The sequence below is a fragment of the Burkholderia sp. 8Y genome (genome assembly GCF_902506145.1).
Lineage (GTDB): Bacteria > Pseudomonadota > Gammaproteobacteria > Burkholderiales > Burkholderiaceae > Caballeronia.
Map to the genome: position 1 here is coordinate 1,293,152 of NZ_LR733519.1, position 23,390 is coordinate 1,316,541.

Here is a 23,390-nt window from a genome sequence, read left to right on the forward strand (position 1 = left end):
GGAATGAACAGGACACAGGAGGCACTATGTCCAGCTACAACATCGCACTGAATTTTGAAGACGGCGTGACGCGCTTTGTCGAATGCAAGGCCGGCGAGAAGGTGCTCGATGCCGCGTTTCGCGCAAGGATCAATCTGCCGATGGATTGCTCGGACGGCGTATGCGGCACCTGCAAATGCCGCGCCGAGAGTGGCCGCTATGATCTCGGCGACGAGTACATCGAAGATGCACTCAGCGACGACGAGAAAGGAAGCGGTCTCGTGCTCACATGCCAGATGGTGCCGCAAAGCGATTGCGTCATCGCAGTCCCGGCTTCGTCGACAGCATGCAAGACCGAGCAGAGCAAATACACCGCAACGGTAACGAAGGTCGAACAGCATAACGACGCGGCTGTCGTGCTCGAACTCGAAGTGGACAACGCAGCGCCCGTGTTTCTCGCGGGCCAGTACGTGAATATCGACGTGCCGGGCAGCGGCGAACATCGGTCGTATTCGTTCTCTTCCGCCCCGGGTTCGTCGAAGGTCGGCTTTCTCATCAAGAAGATTCCCGGCGGCGTCATGAGCACGTGGCTCGAATCGGCGCAGCCCGGTAACAAGGTCGAGTTCACCGGCCCGCTCGGCAGCTTCTACTTGCGCGCCATGGAGCGCCCGCTGTTGTTCCTCGCGGGCGGCACGGGCCTCGCGCCGTTCCTGTCGATGCTCGACGTGCTCACACGCGCCGGCTCACAGCAGAAAGTGCATCTCATCTATGGCGTGACCCGCGATCTGGATCTCGTGCAGGTCGACGCTATCGAGGCGTACACCGCGAAGCTGCCTGGCTTCACGTTCAGCACGGTCGTCGCGGAAGCGGCGTCGAGTCATCCGCGCAAGGGATGGGTCACGCAGCACATGCCGGCTGAATGTCTGAACGATGGCGATGTCGATGTGTACCTGTGCGGCCCTCCGCCGATGGTCGACGCCGTACGCAAGCATTTCGACGACAACGGCGTGAAGCCCCACAGCTTCCACTACGAGAAGTTCACACCCAACGCAGCGCCGGTGACCGCATGAACGCGCAACGATTCGAAGGCAAGGTCATGGTCGTGACCGGCGCGGCGCAGGGCATCGGTCGGGGCGTCGCGTTGCGCGCAGCGGCCGAAGGCGCGAAGGTGCTGTTTGTCGACCGCGCCGATTTCGTGGCCGAGGTCGCCGCCGAAGCGACGGGCGCGGACACCGCGGGCTTCGTCGCGGACCTGGAGACGTATGACGGCGCGGCTTCCACGATGGCATTCGCGATGCAGCGGTTCGGCCGCATCGATATTCTCGTCAACGGCGTGGGCGGTGCCATTCGGATGCGACCGTACGCCGAATTCGAGCCCGCGCAGATCGACGCCGAGATCCGACGTTCGCTCATGCCCACGTTGTACGCATGCCATGCCGTTCTGCCGCACATGCTTGCGCAAGGTCGTGGGACCATCGTCAACGTGTCGTCGAATGCGACGCGCGGCATTCGCCGTGTGCCCTACTCGGCGGCCAAGGGCGGCGTCAACGCGATGACTCAATCGCTCGCGATGGAATACGGCGAGCACAACATTCGCGTGGTCGCCGCAGCACCCGGCGGCACGCGAGCGCCTGCGCGACGCGTGCCGCGCAACGCCGCCGGCGACAGCGAACAGGAGAAGCAATGGATGAGCGAAGCGGTGAAGCAGGTCACTGAATCGACCTTCTTCAAACGCTACGGCACGCTCGACGAGCAGATCGCACCGATCCTGTTCCTCGCATCGGATGAAGCCGGCTACATCACGGGTGCGGTACTGCCCGTTGCCGGCGGCGACAACGGATAGCGCAGGAGAAGAGACGTCTACCGAAAGCGGCTCGCGATATGCTCCGGGATATTTTCCGGCGTCACGACGACGACCGAAGACGACGGCGCGATCGCCGAAGCAGGAATCAGCCGATGAAAGTGCATGATGTGCTGGCACGCCGAACGCATGTCCTGACGCAAGTCGTGATGAAGGATGGCCTGCAGCTTGCCGCTGAGAAGCAAGCCGACGTTGTCGCGGTCGAGGTCATGCCCGATGAAGCATGACGGGCTCTGCTTGGCCGCCTCCAGCACTTTCAGCACTGCTGCGTTGCCGCCCCCCATCGAGTACACCGCAGCGATTCTCGATCTTCTCGTCACGACCTTGCGCATTCTCTCTTCTGTTTGCACATTTAGCCCGTGTCCGCCGCTCGCGTCGAGCAAATCGAGGTTCGGGTAACTGACACGCAGCGCGCGTCGAAAGCTCGCTTCGCGTTCCTCTTCTCCTCTGAAGCCTTCGTCGCTCATCGTGACGAGCACGGTGCCGTCGATACCCCTTAGCCACTGGCCGATGAGATACGCCGCCGTCGCGCCCGCCACGCGATTATCCGGCCCCGCGTAGGCTATGCGCGCCGACATCGGAATGTCCGTGAACGTCGTCACGACAGGTATGCCCATCGTCTTCAAGACTCCGATTGCGTCGGCAATTTCAGCGACATCGCGTGCTTTCAGCAAGACGCCGTGACTGCCTCGCTTTCCGATCGCGCGAAGTGTTTCGACGACTTGTGCCGTGGTCATCGTTTCACGCATGAAAAAGCGCGGTCTCAGCACGGCAGGATGGAATGTGGGCAACTCGGCTTCGAGCGCCTCCTGAATCTCCGTCGAGAACCGGGACGGCGCTTCGGCCACGACATCGATGATGAGCTTGCGCCCCGTCGTCGCCAATTGAAGCTCCTGTTTCTCCAGCTCACGGATAGCCTGCTGAACGCGCCTGCGCGTGCCTTCGCGCACGTTGGGGCGTCCGTTGAGGACGCGGTCCACCGTCGCGACGCCCACGCCGGCCTGCAACGCAATCTCTTTGATGAGGAACCGATGAGCCATCGAAACGTCCCTGGTTTTGATGGTTTTTTGATGCGTTTATGGTAACGCTCGCCGCGACGATGCGTCTATGCTGATGGGAAAACGGAGCGAGACATGAATGCCACGGATCAACGCAGTGAGACGGCAAGGAACTGGTATCGCGAAAGCGAGTGTTCACTCGAAGCCTTCACGCATCAGCTAGCAAGAAAGGCTGAGTTCGACTTGCGATTCGCAATCGAAACGAACGGCGACATTCCCCTCTACGATTGCCGTGCGCTCGAGGAAGTGCTGATCGATCCCGCTGGCGAACAGGCGTTGCAGGCGGAATGGGCGAATGTGCTGCGCGACGGCGCGGGCGTGCTCGTGCTCAAGCATGCGTTCCGGGACACCACGCCCGTCGACGAAGCGACGTGCATCTTCGAACAGATCATCAGACAGGAACGGGAGTCCGGCACGCACGCAGCGGACCACTTCGCCAAGGCGGGCGCGAACGACCGCATCTGGAACGCGCATGAAAAGCTCTGCCTTGCGGCGCCCTCCGTGTTCGCGCGTTATTTTTCCAATGCGTTCATCGCGAGCGTCGCGCAGGCATGGCTCGGCCTCGGCTTTCAGATGACCACGCAGGTGAACGTCGTTCGTCCCAGTGGAGAGGCACAGCAGGCGCATCGCGACTACCATCTCGGCTTTCAGACCGTCGAGCAAGCGCAGCGTTTCCCCGCACATGTCCATACGATGTCGCCGTTCCTGACGCTTCAGGGCGCTGTCGCGCACAGCGACATGCCGATCGAAAGCGGTCCCACGAAGCTGCTTCTCTTTTCGCAGCGTTATGCAGAGGGCTATCTCGCGTGGCGGCGTCCCGACTTTCGCGAGTTCTTCGAAACGCACTGCGTGCAGTTGCCGCTAGCCAAAGGCGACGCGCTCTTTTTCAACCCTGCACTGTTCCATGCCGCCGGCGCGAATCGCACGCAAGATGTGCAGCGCATGGCGAACCTTTTGCAGATATCGTCGGCGTATGGCCGCGCGATGGAAACGGTCGATCGCATGCGTATGTGCGAGGCCGTCTATCCCGTGCTGCTCGACTGGCAGGCGAACGGCGAATTCACTGCGGCTGCCATCGAGTCCGTCATTGCATCCACCGCGGAAGGGTACGCGTTTCCGACCAATTTGGACCGCGATCCGCCAGCCGGTGGTCTCGCGCCCGCGAGTCAGCAAGCCCTCATGCGCCGGGCGCTCGAAGAAAAGTGGAACGCATCGATGCTTCGCGAGGCGCTAGAGCTTCAGGCGTGGAAGCGAAGCCGTTGACGCTGCCTTGTCCGATCGAAAGCGAAGGACGCCCCTTCGCGATCCTATAGACGCCCCGGCCTCGGGTCCGGCACGAAGCCATCGCGATTCGGCATGCGGATGGCGGCAAGCGAATGCGCGTCGAGCCGCGCGTCGTCGGGAACGATGCCGTTGCGGTTCAGGATCCACGCGCTCAACGCGTACACCTCGTCCGCGCTCAGCGATTGCGGTGCGTTGTAGGGCATCGCCCGTCGGATGTAATCGAAGAGTGTCGTCGCGTATGGCCAGTAGCTGCCGACCGTGCGTACCGGCTTGTCGCTCGCCAGCGTGCCGCGACCGCCGATGAGCCGGTCGCCCATGCCGCCCTCGCCGTTCGCGCCGTGGCACGCGGCGCACTTCGCGGCAAAGATGTGCGCGCCGGTCGCCACGTCTCCGCTGCCCGCTGGCAGACCGCGGCCATCGGGCGCGACGTCGATGTTCCACGCGGCGATATCCGCCGTGCTCAACGGAGCGCCGATCGCGTCGATGGCGCCGCGCTGTGTCGCGTCGTGCGTGGACGCGTCCCGTGCGCCTACGTCGCGTGCGGGCGCAGTGCAGCCAGCCAGCGATAGCGCAGCGAAGCCGATCATCAACGGCCTCAACAAACGGACCGTTAGAGCGAGGACGTTATGCATTTTTCACGCTGCCATCGGCGCCGACGCGCCATTGCTGAATGCCGTTGTAGTGATAATTCGAGTTCAACCCGCGCGCCGCGACCAGCGCCTCGCGCGTCGGCTGAACGTAGCCGGTCGAGTCGGTCGCGCGCGAGAGGATCGCGGCGGGTTCACCGTTCCACACCCAGCCCGCGTGAAAGCGCGTCAACGCGCGATCCTTCAGCGGGCCATCGAGTTGCGCTTCCTGCCATAAGCGCCCGCCGTCGGTCGATACCTCGACTTTGCGGATCGAACCACGCCCCGACCACGCCAGCCCGATGATCGGGTAGTAGCCGTGAACCGTGAGCCGATGCCCCGGCGATGGCCGCGTGATGACCGACTTCGCATCCATCTCGAACACGAACCGGCGCGCCTGCCCATTCGCGAGCGGGTCCGTGTACTTCGACGTCTCCTCGCGCGTTTCGAGCGGCGTGTCGACGAACTTCAGCCTGCGCAGCCACTTCACGTTGGTGTTGCCCTCGAAGCCGGGGACGATGAGCCGGAGCGGATAGCCGTTCTCGGGCCGCAGACGCTCGCCGTTCTGCGCGTAGACGACAAGCGCACGGTCGAGAATGCGATCGAGCGGCAGACTGCGCGTCATCGCGGCGGCGTCGGCGCCTTCGGCGAGCATCCAGCGCGGCGCCTGGCCGTCATTTCCCGCAAGGCCGCCTGCCGCTTCGATCAGCGTCGAAAGCCGCACGCCGGTCCACTCGCAGCACGACAGCAGCCCGTGCGTGAGTTGAACGGGCAGGCCGCTTGGCCCCTTCCATTCGCTCGCGGTGTTGCCCGAGCACTCCAAAAAGTACACGCGCGATTCGGACGGCAGCCGCAGCAGGTCGTCCATCGTGAAGAGCTTGGGCTCGCGCACGAGGCCATGAATTGCAAGCCGATGCTGATCGGGATCGATGTCCGGCACGCCGCCATGATGCCGCTCGTAGACGAGGCCGTTCGGCGTGATCGCGCCGTGGAGATCGGCGAGCGGCGTCAGCGACGATGCCGCGCCCGGCACCGGAAATGCACGGGCCGCGCGGCGCACGACGTTCGCTTCGTGCGGCGACGGCAGGCCATACGGATGATCGAGAATCGGAGCGCCGGGCGTGCGCGTCCAAGGCTCGACGGCAAGCGGCTGCAACAACGAAGACGCCGCGTTGGCGCTCGGAGCCACGACTGCCGACAGCGCAAGACCGCGCAGCATCCGGCGGCGCGATGGCGAGGCCGACGTGCGCGCCGGCGTGGCGGGATCGTCGGAATCGGCGGAAGGCAGTGAAAGACGGGGAGTTCGCGGCATGCTTGGGGCGCCGTGCGGGGAGAGTCAGTCAGGGCAAACAGTATAGGATGCCCCTTCCCGAACGCACAGCCCATATTGCATCTATCGTTATGAGGCCGGCTCATAATCATCGACGCGGTGCATTACATCGGCGCATTCGTAAGGACAACGAAAGCACCGATGCGTTCTCCGCGTAAGCATCACGACATGAACATGCCGCCGTCCACATTGACCGTCTGACCCGTGATGTACGCGGCGTCGTCCGAGGCGAGGAAGGTCACGAGCCCCGCGACATCGCCGCCATTGCCCGCACGCTTCATCGGAATGTTGGCGACCCATTCGGCCATCAGCTCGCCGGGTTTGTAATCGCCGAGCAGCTTGCCCCACGCTTCGTCGTTATACGACCACATGTCCGTCGTGATGATGCCCGGACAGAATGCGTTCACCGTGATGCCCGTCGGCGCGAGTTCCTTCGCGAGACTCTGCGTGATGCCGAGCACGCCGAACTTGCTCGCGGCGTAATGCGGCGTATAGACGAAGCCCTGCCGCGCCTGCCCCGACGCCGTGTTGATGAGGCGCCCCGTCTTGCCCGCGCGCAACATGCGCGTCGCCGCTTCCTGGCAGCACAGAAACACGCCCTTGGTGTTCACGGCCATGACCTTGTCCCACTCGCTCTCGGTAAGGTCCGGCAACTTCGCGATGGTGATGACGCCCGCGTTCTGCACCGACACGTCCGCTTCGCCGAGCTTGCTCGCGACCTCTTCATACAGCGCGACGACCTGAGCTTTATCGGTCACGTCGGTCTCGACGGAGAGCGCGTCGAAGCCCGCTTCGCGCAGACGCGCCGCCGCGTCGTGGACGCTTTTTTCGTTCGCGCTGACGCACACCTTCGCGCCTTCCTGCGCGAACCGCTCGGCGATGGCGAGACCGATGCCACGGCTGCCGCCCGTCACGACCACGACCTTGTTCTCGAACCGCTTCAATTGTTGCGCCACTGACATTCTCCGGGAGTTAAAGACGCTCGATCCATCGCAGCCATTGCGCGTGGTTCGCGGCGGCGGCGTCCACACCGCTGCCCGGCTCGACGCGCCGCGCGACGACACGCTGCGTCTGCCAGTCTTCGAGCGATGCCACGATGCCCGCCTGATACGCCGCGAGCGCCGCCGCGCCCGACGCCGATATTTCGCTAACGGCGAGCGTGCTGACAGGCCGGTTCAACGTATCGGACAGATACTGCAAAAGGAACGGACGCTGCGTGAGGCCGCCATCGAGATAGAGCTGCGCGAGCGGCACGTTTGCCGCCTGCTCCATCACGGTGATGACGTCCTTGATCTGATAGACGATGGATTCATACGCCGCGCGCGCCACATGCTGCCACGACGTCGAAAAGTTGAGCCCGACGATCTGCGCGCCGCCCGGGTATTTCCAGTGCGGACAGCCGATGCCCGAGAACGATGGAATCACGAACACGCCGCCGTTGTCGTACTCGGTGAAAGCCTGCTCGGCCTTCGCGAAATCGTCGAAGAGGTTGAGCTTTTCCTTGAGGAACGCGGGCGTCGATCCCGCGCTGATGACGATGCCTTCCAGCGCGTAGTCCACGCGCTTGTCGGTCGCGAAACAGAGCGTCGAGACGAGGCCATGCTCGGGCTCGCGCGCCTTCGCGCCCACGTTCATCATGATCGATGATCCCGTGCCCATCGTCGCCTTTGCCACGCCGGGGCTCAGGCACCCTTCGCCGACGGCGGCCGCGTGCGAGTCGCCGATCATCGAAAGGATAGGCAACGGCGTGTCGAGCAAGCCGTCGAAGTCGGTCATGCCGAAGTCGGCCGCCGACGGACGCAGTTCCGGCAAGCGCAGACCCTGCAAGCCGAACGTCTCGATCAACTCGCGATCCCATTCCAGCGTGCGCAAATTCAGCAGCATGGTGCGCGAAGCGTTCGTCACGTCCGTGCGATACGCCGCGCCTTTCGTCAGCCGATACAGCAGCCAGCTATCGACCGTGCCGAAGTAGGCATCGCCCGCCGCGATATGCGCGCGCACGCGTTCATCGTTTTCGTTGAGCCAGATGAGCTTGGTGCCTGAAAAATACGGGTCGATCAGCAAGCCGGTCTTCTGCGCGATGCGTGCTTGCAAGCCGTCGCGCTTCAATCGTTCGCAGATCGCGAGCGATCGCTGACATTGCCACGACACGCCCGGCACGATCGGCTCGCCCTGCCCGTTCCACAACACGACCGTCTCACGCTGGTTCGATATGCCGATGCCCGCGACGTCGCCCTTGAAACCATTCAGGCACTGGGCCACGGCCTTGAGCACGGACGCATACAACGCATTCGCGTCCTGCTCGACAAAGCCCGTGCGCGGCGTGGTGCATGAAACGGGCGCAAAGCCGCGCGCATGGACCTGTCCGGCCTGGTCGAAGACCAGCGCCTTGGTGCCGCTCGTGCCCTGATCGATGGCGAGGATATGGCTCATGGTCTCGTCCTCAGGCGGTCAGCGAGACCATGCGCGACTGCAGGCGCTGCTGCAACTGATCGATCACGACCGCGAAGATGATGACGAGGCCCTTGATGACCATCTGCCAGAAATCGCTGATGCCGCACATCACCATGCCATCGCCCAGAATGCTGATCACGCACGCGCCGACGACCGAGCCGAACACCGTGCCGCGCCCGCCCATGAGCGCGGTGCCGCCGAGCACGACCGCCGCGATGGCGTTCAGTTCGTAGGTTTGTCCCGTCAGCGGGTGCGCCGTCTGCAACTGCGCCGTGATGACGAGACCGACGATCGCTGCACAGAAGCCCGAGAACATGTAGACGAACAGCTTTACGCGATTCGTTCGGATTCCCGAGAATCGGGCGGCTTGCTCATTACCGCCGATCGCATAGATACGCCGTCCGAGCGGCGTCTTGCGCGCGACGAAGATGGTGATGGCCGCGAGCACGAGCATGATCCACACGGGCATCGACAGGCCGAGAATCGTCCCGTTGCCGATGAATTCGAACCCCGTGTTGCCGAGCGCCGGATTGCCTTCGAGGTCCGCGAATGTGCTGCCGTTGTTCACCAAGAGCGCCGCCCCGCGCACCACATACAACATGCCGAGCGTGGCGATAAAAGGCGCGACGTTGAGCATGGTGATGAGATAGCCGTTCACCGCGCCGATCAACGCGCCGAGCAGACACGCGATGATCGCCACGCCCCACGGATTGAAGAACACGACGTGATGCCCGATCTTCACGCCTTCGAGCAGCAGATACCCCGCCGCCATGCCGCTGATGCCGACGATGGACCCGACCGACAAGTCGATCCCGCCTGTCAGGATCACGAGCGTCATGCCGATGGAAAGAATCGCGACCACGGTGACGTGCTTCGCCATGATGAGCAGGTTGCCGGTCGAAAGAAAGCTTTCGGTGGCGAGCGAAAACACGATGATGATGGCGAATAGCGCAATGAAGATGCGCAGCTTGAGCAGATTGACCGCGATGCGCGAGGCCACATAGGCGCCGTGCCGGTTGTGCTTCGCGTGTACCGGCGACACCGGCGGATTGCTGCTGTTGGGTGTATTCATGGTTCGGATCTCGGTTGCCTCACACTACGGCCGTCGCGGGCGTCGATGCGCGCACGATGCGTTCGCTGTCGAATTGGGGCCGGTCGAGCACGGCAGTCAGCTTGCCGCTCGCCATCACGAAGACGCGGTTGGAAACAGCCATCGCTTCATCGAGTTCGGACGTCGCATAGATCACGGCGATGCCGGAGCGCGCGAGCAGGCTGATCGTCTTGTAGACGTCCTCTTTCGCGCCCACGTCGATGCCGCGCGTCGGTTCGTCCATCAGCAGCACTTTGGGCTTCGTCAGAAGCGCCTTGCCGATGACCACCTTCTGCATGTTCCCGCCCGATAGCGACGTGATCGGCGCATCGACGGACGTGGCCTTGATGGCGAGCTTCTTCACGATGTCGTTGGCCGCTTCCACTTGCTTGTCGCGCGTGAGCGCGCCGACGAAGCGCCGCGTGAACTTGCCGAGGCTGGAGAGCGTCATGTTCTCGAGAATGGTCATTAGTTGCACCATGCCCTGCTTCTGACGATCTTCCGGCACCAGCGCGATGCCCGCCTCGATGCGCCGGGGTATCGGCAGGTCTTCGATAGCCTTGCCCGCCAGTTCTATCTCGCCGAGCGCAAGCGGATTCGCGCCGAGCAGCGATTCGAGCAGCTCGGTGCGGCCCGCGCCCATCAATCCGTAGATGCCGATCACTTCGCCCGCACGCGCGGTAAACGACACGTGATCGACGGCATAGATGCCGTTCGAACGCTTGAGCGCAAGGTCTTTCACCTTCAGCACTTCGCGGCCGATCTCGTGCTGTTCGAACGCGAAACGCTTCTTCGAGGAGCCGACCATCGCTTCGATGATCCACGGAATGTCGATGTTCGCGATATCGTTCTCGGCCACGAGCCGCCCGTTGCGCAGCACGGTGATGCAGTCGCCGATCGCCATGATCTCTTCGAGACGATGCGAGATGTAGATCACCGTCACGCCCTCTTCCTTGAGCTGTCCGATGATCTTGAAGAGAATCTCCACTTCGGTCTTCGAGAGCGCGGAAGTCGGCTCATCCATGATGAGCACCTTAATGTGCTTCGACAGCGCCTTCGCAATCTCGACCAACTGCTGCTGGCCGACGTACAGATCGCCGAGCCGTGTGCGCGGGTCGATTGCGATGTTCAGCCGGTCGAGCAGCACCTTCGCCTGATGATTCTCCATCTTCGAGCGGATCACGCCCGACTGAGTGATCTCATTGCCCGCGAAAATGTTCTCCGCCACGGTCATGTCCGGGAAGAGATTAAGCTCCTGAAAAATGATGCCGATGCCGTGCTGCTCCGCGCTGCGCACGTCGGCGATCTGCGCGATCTTTTCGTCGATCCGGATTTCGCCCGAGGTCGGCGTTTCCGCGCCCGCGAGCAATTTCATCAGCGTGGACTTGCCCGCGCCGTTCTCGCCGATCAGCACATTGACCTTGCCGCGCCGCACCTTGTAGTCGACATCGACGAGCGCCGCCGTGCCCGGATACTGCTTCGAAAGCCCGCGCGTCTCGATCACGTTGACCGGGTTCATCGTGCGAGCGTTGTTCTGGGCCGCGTTCATTTCCAGGCCACCGGAATCGCGCGGATTTCGCCCGCAGGCTCGCTCCAGCTGCTGTAGACAGCGGAGGCATCGACGGGATCGCCGACCTTTAGCTTGAGCGAACTCTGCACGCGTGCCACGACGAGCTTGTTCAACTCCTGGCCGAACGCGGCGAAGCGCGTCTGATCGTCGAAGTCGCTGTATTTGATGCCGGGAAAGCCGTCGCGCACGCCCGTGCCGATCACGACCGGACCCGTTTCCAGCGCGACCTGAACGGGATCGCCGCCGTTCGCGGGCGCCACTTCCACATATGCCTTGCCGACGCGCGATGTCGAATCGATCTTCGTTACCTTGCCCTGCACGCGCAGCCAGAAATTGCACGGGAATGCGCTGCTCTGACGAAAGCCGTATTGCTTGCAGGCATCGTCGAAATTCTGATTCAACGCGCTGATGACCTGCGCCGCGGGCTTCGCATTCTTGTCCGCGTAGGGCACCAGTTGATCGTTCAGGATCTTCGCGGCGTCCGGGCCCTTGTGCTGCCCTTGCGCGCGGATATCGGCCAATTCGGTATCGGTGACGACGTGACACGCGGACAGGCTGACGACGCAGAGCATCGACACCAGCCGCCAGCGCGCGAATACGGGATGAACCATGACGACCTCGACCTCACATGACAAGCCTTGCGCGGACGCAGCCCTTGCCGCGCCCGCACGGAGCGACAACGCGTATTACTTGTTGTAGTAGAAGTCCTTCACATGCGACGCGTTGTCCTTCGTAATGAGAATGCCGCGCGTGAGTTGACGCTCCTGCTCGCCGGTCTTGCCAGTTTTGATGTACTTGTCGAGCAGATCGACACCGTGAATCGCGATGCCCTGCGCCTGCAGCATCACGGTGGCCTTCAGCTTGCCCGCCAGCACGGAGTCACGTTCGTCGTTGCTGCCGTCGATACCCATCACGACCACGTCCTTATGCCCCGCCGACTCCAGCGATGCAATCGCGCCGAGCGCCACTGGTCCGTTGCCGCAGATCACGCCCTTGATGTTCGGATGCTCTTGCAGGATGGAATCCATCGCCTGCTTGCCGGGCAACAGCGCGCCCTTCGCGTCCTGACGCGCGACCATCTTGAGGTCGGGGTACTGGTCCAGCACTTGATGGAACGCTTGCGAACGCGTCACGCAGTTCTTGTCCGCGAGATTGCAGGTTAGTTCGACGTACTCACCTTTTTCGCCGATGGCTTCGACGAAACGCTGTGCCACTTCGGTTCCCGCCTGCAGGTTGTTATGGCTCAACTGCGCGATGGCAATGCCGTCCTTCGGAATCTCGCGGTTGATCAGCACGACCGGCACTTTCTTGTCCGCCGCCGCGCGCACGGTCGCGACACTCGCGTTCGAATCGGCGTTATCGAGGATGATGCCCTTCACGCCCTTGCCGATGACGAGATTCACCAGCTCGTTCTGCTTGTTCACGTCCTCGCCATGCGAGAGCACGATGGTGTCATAGCCGAGCTTCTTCGCTTCGCCATCCGCGCCCTTCGCTTCGGCTGCGTAATAGGGATTGTCGAGCGCATTGACGAGAATCGCGATGGTGCCTTTACCCGCCGCATTTGCGGTGGCGGGCATTGCGGCGGCGAACGAAACGGCCACCGCTGCTGCAACTGCAAGCTTCTTCCACATGTTGTTGTCTCCGGTTTGGTTTGTCTTTCTTCGACAGCGTTCGACTGGCTCAGACGATCGCTCAGGCGATCGTGTAGCCTCCGTCGATCATGATGTCGGCGCCCGTGATCATGTCCGCGCCGTTGGACAGCAGAAAGAGAATGGCGGCGGCGATCTCGTCGGTATAAGCGAAGCGTCCGACGGGAATCAGCTTCTTCATGTTCTCGCCCTTCTCGCCTTCCCATGCAGCCGCGCCCATCGGCGTCAACACGACGGTCGGCGAGACCGTGTTCACGGTGATGCCGCGCGGCGCCCATTCCTTCGCGAGCACCTTGGTCATGCCGATCAGCCCCGCTTTCGCGGACGTGTACGCGCAATGCTGATCGATGGCGACGGTCGCTGCCTGCGAGGCGATATTTACAATCTTGCCGCCATGCCCGCTTGCGAGCACGACGCGCGCGAAGTGCTTCGAACACAGAAAGGGACCGGTGAGATTCACGCCGATCTGCCGCTGCCATTCGTCATAGCCGATGTTTTCCGCAGGCGTCAGCGTGATGCAGCCCGCGGCATTCACGAGCAAGTGCAGACCGCCGAAGCGTTCATGTGCCGCCGCGATGGCCTTTTCGACATCGGCCTCATTAGCGACATCGCAAGGGAAGGCTTTCGCGTTGTTCGCGCCGAGTTCTTCGATGGCCGCCTGCACGCGCGGCTCTTCGAAACTCGGATAAAGAATCGCGACGCGCGCGCCCTTCGCGATCAACGCGGCATTCGTCGCCATCGCGATGCCGCCGAGACCGCCCGTCACCACGGCCACTTTTCCATCGAGCCGGAAGTCGAAGTCCACGCCGTGGCGCAGCGACATGTCGTACTGAATGCTCATCCACGTCTCCTGTTTTTACTGAGCGCACTGCGCCCGAACGGCCTTCGCGATACCGGCCGCGTCGATGCCATAGTGTTTGCGAATGCCCTTCCGCGTGCCGTACTTGGCGAATTCGCCTTCGGTGATGCCGAGCGTCGTCAGCGGCCGGCTGATCTGACGGCGGGCCATCAGCAGCGCGACCGTCGCGCCGATACCGCCGTGCAGCGAATGCTCCTCGACGGTCACGATCGTCTCGTGACGCTGGATGATCGAAGCCAACGCGTCCTGATCCAGCGGCCGCAGCGACGAGAGATTCACGAGCGTCGGATTCACAACGCCCTCTTTTTGCAGGGCTTCGCACGCGTCGAGCGCCTCGCCGACGACCGATCCCAGCGCGATCACCGCGACTTTCGATCCTTCGATCAGCACATCGGGACGGCCCGGCTCGAAGCGGTACGACCCGTCATGCACGACCGGGAACTTCGCATTGTCGAGGCGAATGTAGACAGGTCCGTCTACCGAGGCCGCATAGTCGATCACCTGCGCGACTTCGGCTTCGTCGCATGGCGCGAAGATCTGCACGTTGCCGAAGCCGCTCATGATCGAAAGATCGTCGATCGCATGATGCGTCGATGCGAGCGGCCCGTAGGCGACGCCTGCGTTCAGTCCGAGCATCTTGACGTTCGTCGCGCTGTAGCAGACGTCGTTCTTCACCTGTTCGTTGGCGCGCCCGACGAGGAACGGCGCGGCGTTCGCGGTGAACACGATGTGTCCGCCGAGCGCGAGCCCCGCCGCCATCCCGACCATGTTCTGTTCCGCGATGCCCACGTTGATGACGCGGTCCGGATAGCGCTCCAGATACGGGCCGATCTTCGATGTCGACGTGGAGTCCGCGACCATCACGATGATGTCCTGCCCTGCCGCCGTCAGCCGGCTGATCGCGTTCACCGCGCCGTCGCGCAAGTCAGCGAGTTCACGCATGGTCGAGCTCCTTCAGCGCCTGCTTGAGTTGGTCTTCGTCGGGGAACTTGTGATGCCAGGCCGGCACGTTTTCCATGAACGACACGCCGCGACCTTTGATCGTGTGCGCGATCACGACTTTCGGCTTGCGATTGTCGTAATCGAGACTTTCCAATAGTTTCCAAATGGAGTCGGGCTGGTTTCCATTGACGTCGTGAACTTCGAAACCGAAAGCGCGGAATTTCTCGTCGAGCGGGTCGAGGTCCATGATGTTGTGCGTGAAGTCGGCGAGCTGAAGCCGGTTGCGATCGACGATCACGACGAGGTTCGACAGTTCGAAGTGCGCCGCCGCCATCGCGGCTTCCCAGTTCGAGCCTTCTTCCAGCTCGCCGTCGCCGGTCAACACGAACACGCGGCCCGTGGCGCCTTCCGTCTTCGCGGCATGACGCTGCTTGGCCATGGCGAGACCCGCCGCGATGGGAAAGCCGTGGCCGAGACCGCCGGTGTTCACGGTGACGAAGGTCGGCAGCTTCTGGCGCACCGGATGGCCCGGCAGGCGCGAATCGTCCTTCAGATAGGTGAGAAGCTCTTCGTCGCTCAGCCAGCCGAGCTCCGCGAAGCAGGAATAGAGACCGCCGACGCCGTGCCCCTTGCTCAGGATGAACTCGTCATGCCAACGCACCTTGCGTCCGGCATCGACTTCATAACGCAGCACATGAAAATAGAGCGCCGCGAGGATGTCGGCCTCGGACATGTCGCCGCCCGTGTGACCGCTCTTGGCCGTCGCATTCATGACGCAAATCTTCTTGCGGATCTCTTGCGCCCGGCGGTGAAGCGCGTCGCCGGACTGCTTGAAAGGGTTTTCCATTCCTGCTCCCAGACTTCCCGTTTGCCTGAACGCAGTTTCTTTTACTTTCTTTCGAAAGTCAAAGACAAATCAACGCGAAAGGGAAAACACCTAGCGAAGCGCCGCCGATGTTCTGATCGGGCACAATGCGGGCTGGAAAGGCGCTTTCATGCAGCGCCTGCGCAGGAAAACAAAGAAATGGATCAACGAACCCGGACCGAGAAGATTTTCGAACGCGTGCAGACCGCGAAACTGGTGAAGCTCTCGGAGCTTTCCAGCGAATTCGGCGTGTCGATGCCGACGATACGCAAGGACATCGACGAATTGCAGCGGCTGGGCCGCGTCGAACGCGTGCATGGCAACGTGCGGCTGAAGGCGGCGCAAGGCGAAGGCACGCGGCGCAGCTATGAGACGCCCGTGCTGCCGACGAGTCCGGAGAAGGCGCTGATCGGCAAGAAGGCGGCGGGCCTGATCGCGAACGGCGATTCCGTGATCCTGGATTGCGGCGCGACCGCGACGGAACTCGCGAAGAACCTGCTCGACCGGCAGAACCTGCGCGTCGTGACGAACGCGCTGAACATCGCGATTTTGCTCGGCGCGGAGCCGACCAACCGCGTGATGCTCACGGGCGGCATCTTCAAGCCGGAGACGATCGCGGTATCGGGCGAGAAGGCATCGACCTTCTTCGAGGGCATGTTCGTCGACAAGCTGTTTCTGGCGGCGGGCGGCGTCTCGATGGAATCGGGGATTTCGTATCCGGATTTCATCGACCTGCACGTCAAGCGCGCGATGATCGATGCCGCGAAGACCGTCTATCTGCTGGCGGATTCGAAGAAGTTCGGCAAGCGCGAGTTCGCGGCCTTCGGCGCGATGGATCGCATCGATTACCTCGTGACGGACGAGGGGCTCGGCGGGGAATTCGCGGAATGGGTGACGGGGAACGGGATCGAGATTTTGTATGCGTGAAGGGTGGGGCGACGCGTGGCAACGCGTTCATCGCGCTACCACGTCAACTCCGCGTCGTCGGCGTTCGGAAATTCACCCATCACCATGACATCTTCGCCGCTATCGGCAAGATCCTTACTGGCTTCGGTCCAGCCCTGGCGGGCTTGAGGCTTCTGATGGCGTGGCTCGATCGTTTCGTTTTCCACTTCGTTCTCCATAACAATTCAACGAGGACGCGCTGCAAAATGCAGCGCGCCCCGCGATTGTACTAGTCAGGCGCGGGCAAGCACCGCGCCGCCGCCCTACTTCTTCCCATCGACAACCGCGACCACCTCTTCGCGCGTGTACTCCTTGTTCGCCAGCGCGCCGGCGGGCGTCTTGGCGAGCACCGCGTCGAGTTCCTCGGGCTTCACTTCAAGCACCGGCATGCGGATATCATGCGGCACCTTCTTGCCCGCGAGAATCTGCTGCGTCACCCAGAACGCGAACGTGGACGCGCCCGGCGGAATCGTGACCGACATCGTCTCGTAGCCGCTCTTTTTCTGATCGGCCCACCACGCGAGTTCTTCCTGCCGGTTGCCGAGAATGATGATCGGCGTCGGCCGTCCCGCCGCCTTGATCGCCTGCGCAGCGCCGAAGCCGTCGCCGCCCTGCGTGACCACGCCGTCGATCTTCGGCAACGTCGGTAGAATGCCCGCGACCTGCTTTTGCGCGACAGTCTGCGTCCAGTCGCCATGCACCGAACCGACGATCTTCAGCCCCGGATACTTCTTCAGTTCATCGACGATGCCCTGATGGATCTCGTCGTCCACCGAGACGCCCGCGAGCCCGCGAATCTCGAGCAGATTGCCCTTGCCGTTCAGGCGCTTCGCCAGATAATCCACCTGCATGCGGCCCATGCCCTGAAAGTCCACCGCGATGCGATACGCGCACGGCTCGGTCGCGATGCCGTCGAACGATACGACCGTCACGCCCGCGCCGCACGCCTGCTTGATGACGCCGTTGAGCGCGGTCGGCGAGACGGCATCGACGGCAATCGCCTTGAAGCCCTGCAAAATGAGGTTCTGAATCTGCTGGACCTGCTCGGTGGCCTGACTCTCGGCCGTCGTGAAGCTCGGCGCGGCCGCGACGATCTTCTGCTTCACGGCGGGGTCCGCCACGTTCGACCAGCTCTTGAGCATCTGCTGGCGCCAGCTGTTGCCCGCATAGTTGTTCGAAAGCGCGATCTTCATCGACGACGTATCGCCCGTTGCGACCTGCGCCGACGCGCCCACCGAGGCCGATACCATGCACAGCGCCAGCGCGAGTTTCGTGATCTTCATGCTTGTCTCCAGTTCTTGATTTGATAGGTTGGCGTGTCAGCGCCCCGCGCCGCGCACGCCGACATGAAGCGAATAAATGGACGACGTCGCCGCGATAAAAAGGCGATTGCGGTTGATGCCGCCGAACGTCAGATTGGCGACGACCTCCGGTATCAGAATCTTGCCGAGCAGCGTGCCGTCGGGCGCGTAGCAATGCACGCCGTCTTCCGCGCTCGTCCAGACGTTGCCGTGCTCGTCGAGGCGCATGCCGTCCGGCACGCCGCTTTGCATCTCGATGAACACGCGCCCGTTGCGCAATGCGCCTTCGCTCGACACATCGAACACGCGGATATGACGCGGCGCTTCGTCGTCGTGCGAGGCGGCGGAATCCGCAATATAGAGCCGCGATTCATCCGGCGAGAACGCGAGTCCGTTCGGCTTCACGAAGTCGTCGCAGACCAGTTGCACGTCGGTGCTGTGCGGCGATACGCGATACACATTGCATCGCCCGATCTCGCTGTCCGCGCGATACCCTTCGTAATCGCTCAGAATGCCGTAGTCAGGATCGGTGAACCAGATGTCGCCCTTCGAATCGACGATGACATCATTCGGCGAATTCAGCCGCTTTCCTTCGAAGTGCGAAGCAATCACGGTCACGCTGCCGTCGTGCTCCGTGCGCGTCACACGCCGCGCGCCGTGCTCGCACGTCACGAGCCGGCCTTCGCGGTCGCGCGTGTTGCCGTTGCTGTAATTCGACGGCGCGCGAAAGACGCCCACGCCCATGCCGGGCGCCCAGCGCATCATGCGATTGTTCGGGATATCGCTCCAGACGAGCAGGTCCGTCGCCGGGAAATACACCGGCCCTTCGGCCCACAGGCATTCGTCAGTAAGTCGGCTGAGAAACGCGTTCGGCTGAAGCAGCAGCCTGAAACGCGGATCGTGCACTTCGAAGTCGCTGGGTTTCATGTCTCCTCGTCCTTTCCGTGGATCGAATCTGTCGTATATCAGCGCGCCGTCTTGCCGCCTGCCGCCACCGTCACCGCGATGATGAGTACGCCATAGACGATCGCGCGCACGCCCGCATCCGCGCCGACCGCGTTGAGCGCGGCGTTCGTGAGAAACAGGAACATGGACGCGCCCCAGACGCCCGCAATCGTCGCCTTGCCGCCTGTCACGAGCGTGCCGCCGATCACGACGACCGCAATCGAAATCAGCATGTACTCGACGCCCATGTCGAGCGACGCGCCGCCCGAGGTCGCCGCGAGCAGCAGCGCGGTGAGCGCCGCGATCATCGAGCACAGCACGTAGGCGATGCAGCGCGTCGGATGCACGTTCACGCCCGCGAGCCACGCGGCCCGTGCGTTCTGTCCGATGGCCGACAGCCTGCGGCCATAGACCGCGCGATGCAGCAGCACCGCGAGCGCCACCGACAACGCGAGCGCGAGCAGCGCGATATACGGCACGTGAAAGAGCCGGCCCGTGGCGAACGCGCCGAGCGCGGGCGGCGGCGGCGGAAGCTGGCGTCCCTGCGTGATCGCGATCGACTGGATGATGAAGCTCGACGACAGCGTCGCGATGATCGGCGGAATGCGCAACAGGCGGATCAGCAGATAGTTCACGATGCCGATCGCCGCGCCGACGCCGAGCGCGGCCGCCACGCCGAGCAGGATCTGCCCGTCCGCTCCGCCCATCACGTGCATGCCGACGACGCCCGCGAGCGCGATGGTCGAGGGCACCGAGAGGTCGATGTTGCCGACGCCCGACGTGATGACGAGCATCTGCCCGAGACCGACGAGCACCATGAACACGCCGTAGGTGAGCGCCGTCTGCGCGACATTGCTCGCAATACCGAAGCCGAAGATGCCGACGATGCCGAACCACACGAGCACCGTCCCGGCGAACGACCACGCCCACGGCGCCTGAACGCTTCTGAGCCGCGTCCACGCGGTTTCGTTTGCGGCGAGAGCCTCGCCCGATGTCTGCGTCTTCATTGCCGCTCCCCGCGTTGCAGCAGCACGCGCAACGACAGCACGACGATCAGGATCGCGCCCTGCATGCCGACCTGCCAGTCCGCCGAGATGTTGAGAAATGCCAGAAACGAGGCCGCGAGCGTCAGCGTGATCGCGCCGAGCACCGCGCCGATGACCGACACGCGCCCGCCGACGAACTCGCCGCCGCCGAGAATCACCGCCGCGATCGAAAGCAGCGTGTAGCGCAGCGCGAGGTTGGCGTCGGCGGAAGTCGTGAGGCCGAGCAGCGACAGCCCCGACAGCACGCCGAACACGCCCGCGATGCCGTAGAGCGTCGCCTTGCTGAGCACGAGCGACCAGCCGAAGCGGCGCATCGCGCGCGGATTGCCGCCCGCGCCGCGAATACGCACGCCGGCCGAGGTTCGCATCAGCGGAAAGTGCCCGATGACGGCGATCAGCACCGACCATACGATGGGCGCGGCTATGAACGGCGTCTGATAGCTCATCGCGGTGCCGAGCCAGCCGGGGCTCGTGCCGCCCGGCGAAGGCAAGAGCACGATGGCCAGCCCGCTCCACACGAACGAAAGCCCGAGCGTCACAACGATCGACGGAATCTGCCGCAGTTCGATCAACGCGCCGACGGCCGCATACGCGAGCACGCAGCCGACGAGCGCGAGCGTGCCGAGCCACGGTTGCTTGACGAGCAGCGTCGCGCCGATGCACGCGACGAGACTCACGAACGAGCCGATGGACAAGTCGAGATCGTTGACGGTGATGATCGCGAGCTGCGCGAGCGTCGCGAGCACGATCGGCACGGCGAGATTGAGCAGCAGGCTGGAGCCGAAGTAGCTCATCACCGTCGGCTGCATGACGAGAATCGGCACGAGCACCGCGACGAGCGAGATGGCCGGAAGCAGCGCGCGCAGACGCGCTTGCGTGCCCTGAAAAGTGGTGCGCGCGGGTGTCATGCGGCCTGTTCCTCGAAGCTGGCTGCGAGCAGCGCCTCTTCCGTGCATTCGTCGGCGTGCAGCACGCGCGTGACGGCCGCCGAGCGGAAGACATACGTGCGGTCGCAATGCGACAGCTCTTCGTTTTCTGTCGTGTACCAGATGAACGTGCGGCCCTTCGCGGCTTCGTCGTGAACGAGGCGATAGATATCGCGCTTGGTGCCGACATCGACGCCGCGCGTGGGGTCGTCCATCAAAATGAGTTGCGCGTCCGACGCCAGCGCGCGGGCGAACAGCACTTTCTGCTGATTGCCGCCCGAGAGCGACAAAATGCCCGCGCTCATCGACGCGCCGCGTATGCCGATCTTCGCGCGCCACGCTTCGACGAGCGCGCGCGCCGCCGAGAGGTCCACGAGACCGCGCTTCGGTTTCGCTCCGCCGAGCAGCCACCGCAAGTCGAGGTTCTGCGCAATCGACCAGACGGGAAACACGCCGTCGCGCCCGCGATCGCCCGCGACGAACGCCGCCTTCACGCGCGCCGCGCTGCGCTTCGTCGCCGCTTCGTAGATCGCGAGCAGCGCCTCGGTCTGACCTTGCCCCGCGAGTCCCGCGAAGCCGACGATCTCGCCGCGCGACGCCTCGATCGCCGTGTGCTTCCTCGCGCCGACGTTCCAGCGCAAAGGCTTCGCTTCGCTGCGCGCATTGCGCGTGCGTGCGGTCGCGGGCGTCTTCTCCGCTTCGAGTTGCTGGCCCATCGCCTGAATGATCGACGCGCGGCTCGACTGCTCGCGCGGCAACACGCCGACGATGCCGCCGTCGCGCATCACCATCACGCGGTCCGCCACGCGTTCGATTTCGCCGAGCATGTGCGTGATGAGCAGACACGTGATGCCGCTTTGCGCCGCGCGCCGCACGAACGCGAGCAGTTGATCGGCGGTGTGAGCATCGAGCGACGATGTGGGTTCGTCGAGGATCAGAAGGCGCACGGGCGTATCCGTGACCGTGAAACCGCGCGCGATTTCCACCATCTGCTTCTGCGTGAGCGTCAGATCGGAAACAAGTTCATTGCCCTTGAGCCCATTGCCCGGAAAGATCTCCTCGAGCTTCTCGCGCATGAGCGCGGTCGCACGGCGCCGCCAGCCGCGTCCGCGCAGTTGCGGATGCACGATGGTCATGTTCTCGGCGACCGTCAGATTCGGGCAGAGCGACAGCTCCTGAAAAACGCAACGCACGCCCGCATGGCGCGCAGCGTTCGCGTCGTAGTGAGGCGCGTCGCGGCCATCCACTTCGATGCGGCCCTGCGTCGGCGCGTATACGCCCGCGAGCACGGCCATCAGCGTCGATTTGCCCGCGCCGTTGTGTCCCGCGATGCCGACGCATTCACCGCGCATGAACGCAAAGTCGATGTCCGCGAGCGCGCGCACCCGCCCGAAGGTCTTGCCGATACCTTCGAAGCGGATCAGCGCGCCCGCTTCCTCGTTGCTGATGCTTGCTGTTGCGCCCATTCACATGCCTCCATGCGTGGCGACTGGCGTGCTTATTTCTTGTCGAGCAAGGCCACGGTCTGCGGCAACGTATAGGTCACGTCGGCGATGCCGCCCGGCGGCGTGGCGGCGAGCTTGGCCGGCAGTTGCTGTTGCGAGATGGCGAGCAGCGGCACGTTGATGGTCACTTCCTTCGGGATCTTCTTGCCCGCGAGCACCTGCTGCGCGACCCAGAACGCGAACGACACCGCGCCCGGCGGATTCGACAGCGAGCGCGACTGATAGCCCGTCTTCGTCTGCTCGTTCCACCACTGAAGCTCGGGATACGTGCTGCCGATGATCATCGGCGGCGCGGGGCGATTCGCAGCCTTGAACGCCTGCGCGATGCCGAACGACATTTCGCCTTCGGTGGCGACCCCATCCACTTGCGGCAGTGTCGGAAGAATGCCAGCGACGGCTTTCTGCGCGACCGATTGCGTCCAGTCGCCGTTCACCGAGCCGACGAGCTTCAGCCCCGGATGCTTCTTGAGCCCGTCGAGCACGCCTTCGTGCATGAGGTTGTCCACCGAAATGCCGGCCACGCCGCGCACTTCCAGAATGTTGCCCTTTCCGTTGAGCCGCGTCGCCAGATAGTCGACGCCCTGCTCCGCCCAGCCCTTGAAGTCGAAGTTCACGCGATACGCGCACGGTTCGTCGACCACGCCGTCGAACGACACGACGACCACGCCCGCGGCGCAGGCCTTCTTGATCGTACCGTTGAGCGCGGTGGGAGAAACGGCGTCGATGACGATCGCGTTATAGCCCTGAAGAATCAGGTTTTGCACCTGCTGCGCCTGCTCGGTCACCTGATTTTCGGCGGTCGTGAAAGCGGGCGCGGCGGCGATCTTCTTGTCGGCGACGGCTTGCTGCGACACGGCGTTCCAGCTCTTGAGCATCGACTGCCGCCACGCGTTGCCCGCGAAGCTGTTGGACAGCGCGATCTTCTTTTGCGAGGTGTCGCCCGTTGCGACCTGCGCGTGCGCGGCGCTGCCGATGGCGCACACGGCGAGCGCGAGCGCGGCCCTGACCTGCATTCCTTTACGGAACATCTAGTCGTCTCCTTTCATTGTTCTTGTAAAGAGGCGCGACGCGACTTCATCACCAGCACGCCTCTTCCGGGCGCATCCGCACGGGTGCGAACGCGACGCTTCCAGACAAGTCTGCTTGATTCGTCCT

Annotated in this window: 23 protein-coding genes; 4 read left to right on the plus strand and 19 right to left on the minus strand. The window is 63.4% G+C overall.

The window, feature by feature from the left end; genetic code table 11:
- Nucleotides 1-26: 26 nt before the first annotated feature.
- Nucleotides 27-1,049, plus strand: coding sequence for a benzoate 1,2-dioxygenase electron transfer component BenC (benC, locus tag GV035_RS05665; RefSeq protein WP_159834015.1), 1,023 nt, complete (start codon nucleotides 27-29; stop codon nucleotides 1,047-1,049).
- Complete coding sequence (gene benD, locus GV035_RS05670; protein ID WP_159834016.1) at nucleotides 1,046-1,822, plus strand: benzoate diol dehydrogenase BenD; 777 nt, start codon at nucleotides 1,046-1,048, stop codon at nucleotides 1,820-1,822. Before benC ends, benD begins: the two co-directional genes overlap by 4 nt.
- A gap of 17 nt (nucleotides 1,823-1,839) precedes the next feature.
- On the opposite strand, the gene GV035_RS05675 is transcribed toward benD, so the two are convergent.
- A complete protein-coding gene (locus GV035_RS05675; protein WP_159834017.1) occupies nucleotides 1,840-2,880 on the minus strand; it encodes a LacI family DNA-binding transcriptional regulator in 1,041 nt (346 codons plus the stop codon).
- A gap of 93 nt (nucleotides 2,881-2,973) precedes the next feature.
- Here GV035_RS05675 and GV035_RS05680 point away from each other — a divergent pair, with 93 nt between their 5' ends.
- A complete protein-coding gene (locus tag GV035_RS05680) occupies nucleotides 2,974-4,161 on the plus strand; it encodes a phytanoyl-CoA dioxygenase family protein (protein WP_159834018.1) in 1,188 nt (395 codons plus the stop codon).
- A gap of 44 nt (nucleotides 4,162-4,205) precedes the next feature.
- Here the strand turns inward: GV035_RS05680 and GV035_RS05685 are convergent, their stop codons facing one another.
- From GV035_RS05685 to GV035_RS05735, 11 genes are all read right to left on the minus strand, one after another.
- On the minus strand, nucleotides 4,206-4,769 hold the full coding sequence (locus GV035_RS05685; RefSeq protein ID WP_201303912.1) for a c-type cytochrome: 564 nt from the start codon (nucleotides 4,767-4,769) through the stop codon (nucleotides 4,206-4,208).
- Between the two features lie 37 nt (nucleotides 4,770-4,806).
- Entirely contained in the window at nucleotides 4,807-6,120 is a 1,314-nt protein-coding gene (gene soxC / locus GV035_RS05690) for a sulfite dehydrogenase (protein WP_159834020.1), read from the minus strand.
- A gap of 179 nt (nucleotides 6,121-6,299) precedes the next feature.
- Entirely contained in the window at nucleotides 6,300-7,094 is a 795-nt protein-coding gene (locus GV035_RS05695; RefSeq protein ID WP_201303913.1) for an SDR family oxidoreductase, read from the minus strand.
- A 16-nt stretch (nucleotides 7,095-7,110) separates the two neighbouring features.
- Nucleotides 7,111-8,571, minus strand: coding sequence for an FGGY family carbohydrate kinase (locus GV035_RS05700; RefSeq protein ID WP_159834021.1), 1,461 nt, complete (start codon nucleotides 8,569-8,571; stop codon nucleotides 7,111-7,113).
- A gap of 10 nt (nucleotides 8,572-8,581) precedes the next feature.
- A complete protein-coding gene (locus tag GV035_RS05705; RefSeq protein ID WP_159834022.1) occupies nucleotides 8,582-9,664 on the minus strand; it encodes an ABC transporter permease in 1,083 nt (360 codons plus the stop codon).
- 19 nt (nucleotides 9,665-9,683) lie between these two features.
- A complete protein-coding gene (locus tag GV035_RS05710) occupies nucleotides 9,684-11,231 on the minus strand; it encodes a sugar ABC transporter ATP-binding protein (protein WP_159834023.1) in 1,548 nt (515 codons plus the stop codon).
- Nucleotides 11,228-11,863 (minus strand): DUF2291 family protein, encoded by a 636-nt coding sequence (locus tag GV035_RS05715; protein ID WP_159834024.1) that lies wholly within the window; start codon nucleotides 11,861-11,863, stop codon nucleotides 11,228-11,230. Before GV035_RS05715 ends, GV035_RS05710 begins: the two co-directional genes overlap by 4 nt.
- A 75-nt stretch (nucleotides 11,864-11,938) precedes the next feature.
- Nucleotides 11,939-12,883 (minus strand): D-ribose ABC transporter substrate-binding protein, encoded by a 945-nt coding sequence (locus GV035_RS05720; protein WP_201303914.1) that lies wholly within the window; start codon nucleotides 12,881-12,883, stop codon nucleotides 11,939-11,941.
- A 61-nt stretch (nucleotides 12,884-12,944) separates the two neighbouring features.
- Complete coding sequence (locus GV035_RS05725; protein ID WP_159834025.1) at nucleotides 12,945-13,742, minus strand: GolD/DthD family dehydrogenase; 798 nt, start codon at nucleotides 13,740-13,742, stop codon at nucleotides 12,945-12,947.
- 15 nt (nucleotides 13,743-13,757) lie between these two features.
- Complete coding sequence (locus GV035_RS05730) at nucleotides 13,758-14,702, minus strand: transketolase family protein (protein WP_159834026.1); 945 nt, start codon at nucleotides 14,700-14,702, stop codon at nucleotides 13,758-13,760.
- Nucleotides 14,695-15,549 (minus strand): transketolase, encoded by an 855-nt coding sequence (locus tag GV035_RS05735; protein ID WP_159834027.1) that lies wholly within the window; start codon nucleotides 15,547-15,549, stop codon nucleotides 14,695-14,697. Before GV035_RS05735 ends, GV035_RS05730 begins: the two co-directional genes overlap by 8 nt.
- Before the next feature lie 177 nt (nucleotides 15,550-15,726).
- On the opposite strand from GV035_RS05735, the gene GV035_RS05740 reads away from it, so the two are divergent.
- A complete protein-coding gene (locus GV035_RS05740; RefSeq protein WP_159834028.1) occupies nucleotides 15,727-16,494 on the plus strand; it encodes a DeoR/GlpR family DNA-binding transcription regulator in 768 nt (255 codons plus the stop codon).
- 35 nt (nucleotides 16,495-16,529) lie between these two features.
- Here the strand turns inward: GV035_RS05740 and GV035_RS05745 are convergent, their stop codons facing one another.
- The 7 genes from GV035_RS05745 to GV035_RS05775 all read right to left on the minus strand — a co-directional run bounded on the left by GV035_RS05745 (nucleotide 16,530) and on the right by GV035_RS05775 (nucleotide 23,263).
- Complete coding sequence (locus GV035_RS05745; protein ID WP_159834029.1) at nucleotides 16,530-16,679, minus strand: hypothetical protein; 150 nt, start codon at nucleotides 16,677-16,679, stop codon at nucleotides 16,530-16,532.
- Between the two features lie 96 nt (nucleotides 16,680-16,775).
- On the minus strand, nucleotides 16,776-17,795 hold the full coding sequence (locus GV035_RS05750; protein WP_159834030.1) for an ABC transporter substrate-binding protein: 1,020 nt from the start codon (nucleotides 17,793-17,795) through the stop codon (nucleotides 16,776-16,778).
- 36 nt (nucleotides 17,796-17,831) lie between these two features.
- Complete coding sequence (locus GV035_RS05755; protein WP_159834031.1) at nucleotides 17,832-18,740, minus strand: SMP-30/gluconolactonase/LRE family protein; 909 nt, start codon at nucleotides 18,738-18,740, stop codon at nucleotides 17,832-17,834.
- A 38-nt stretch (nucleotides 18,741-18,778) separates the two neighbouring features.
- On the minus strand, nucleotides 18,779-19,765 hold the full coding sequence (locus GV035_RS05760) for an ABC transporter permease (protein ID WP_159834032.1): 987 nt from the start codon (nucleotides 19,763-19,765) through the stop codon (nucleotides 18,779-18,781).
- The gene (locus GV035_RS05765; RefSeq protein ID WP_159834033.1) at nucleotides 19,762-20,712 is read right to left on the minus strand and encodes an ABC transporter permease; all 951 of its coding nucleotides are present in this window, start codon (nucleotides 20,710-20,712) and stop codon (nucleotides 19,762-19,764) included. Before GV035_RS05765 ends, GV035_RS05760 begins: the two co-directional genes overlap by 4 nt.
- Nucleotides 20,709-22,196 carry a sugar ABC transporter ATP-binding protein gene (locus GV035_RS05770; RefSeq protein WP_159834034.1) on the minus strand — a complete coding sequence of 496 codons (1,488 nt, stop codon included), beginning with the start codon at nucleotides 22,194-22,196 and terminating at the stop codon, nucleotides 20,709-20,711. The genes GV035_RS05765 and GV035_RS05770 overlap by 4 nt, the downstream gene beginning before the upstream one ends.
- 32 nt (nucleotides 22,197-22,228) lie before the next feature.
- Nucleotides 22,229-23,263, minus strand: coding sequence for a substrate-binding domain-containing protein (locus tag GV035_RS05775; protein ID WP_159834035.1), 1,035 nt, complete (start codon nucleotides 23,261-23,263; stop codon nucleotides 22,229-22,231).
- Nucleotides 23,264-23,390 lie beyond the last annotated feature (127 nt).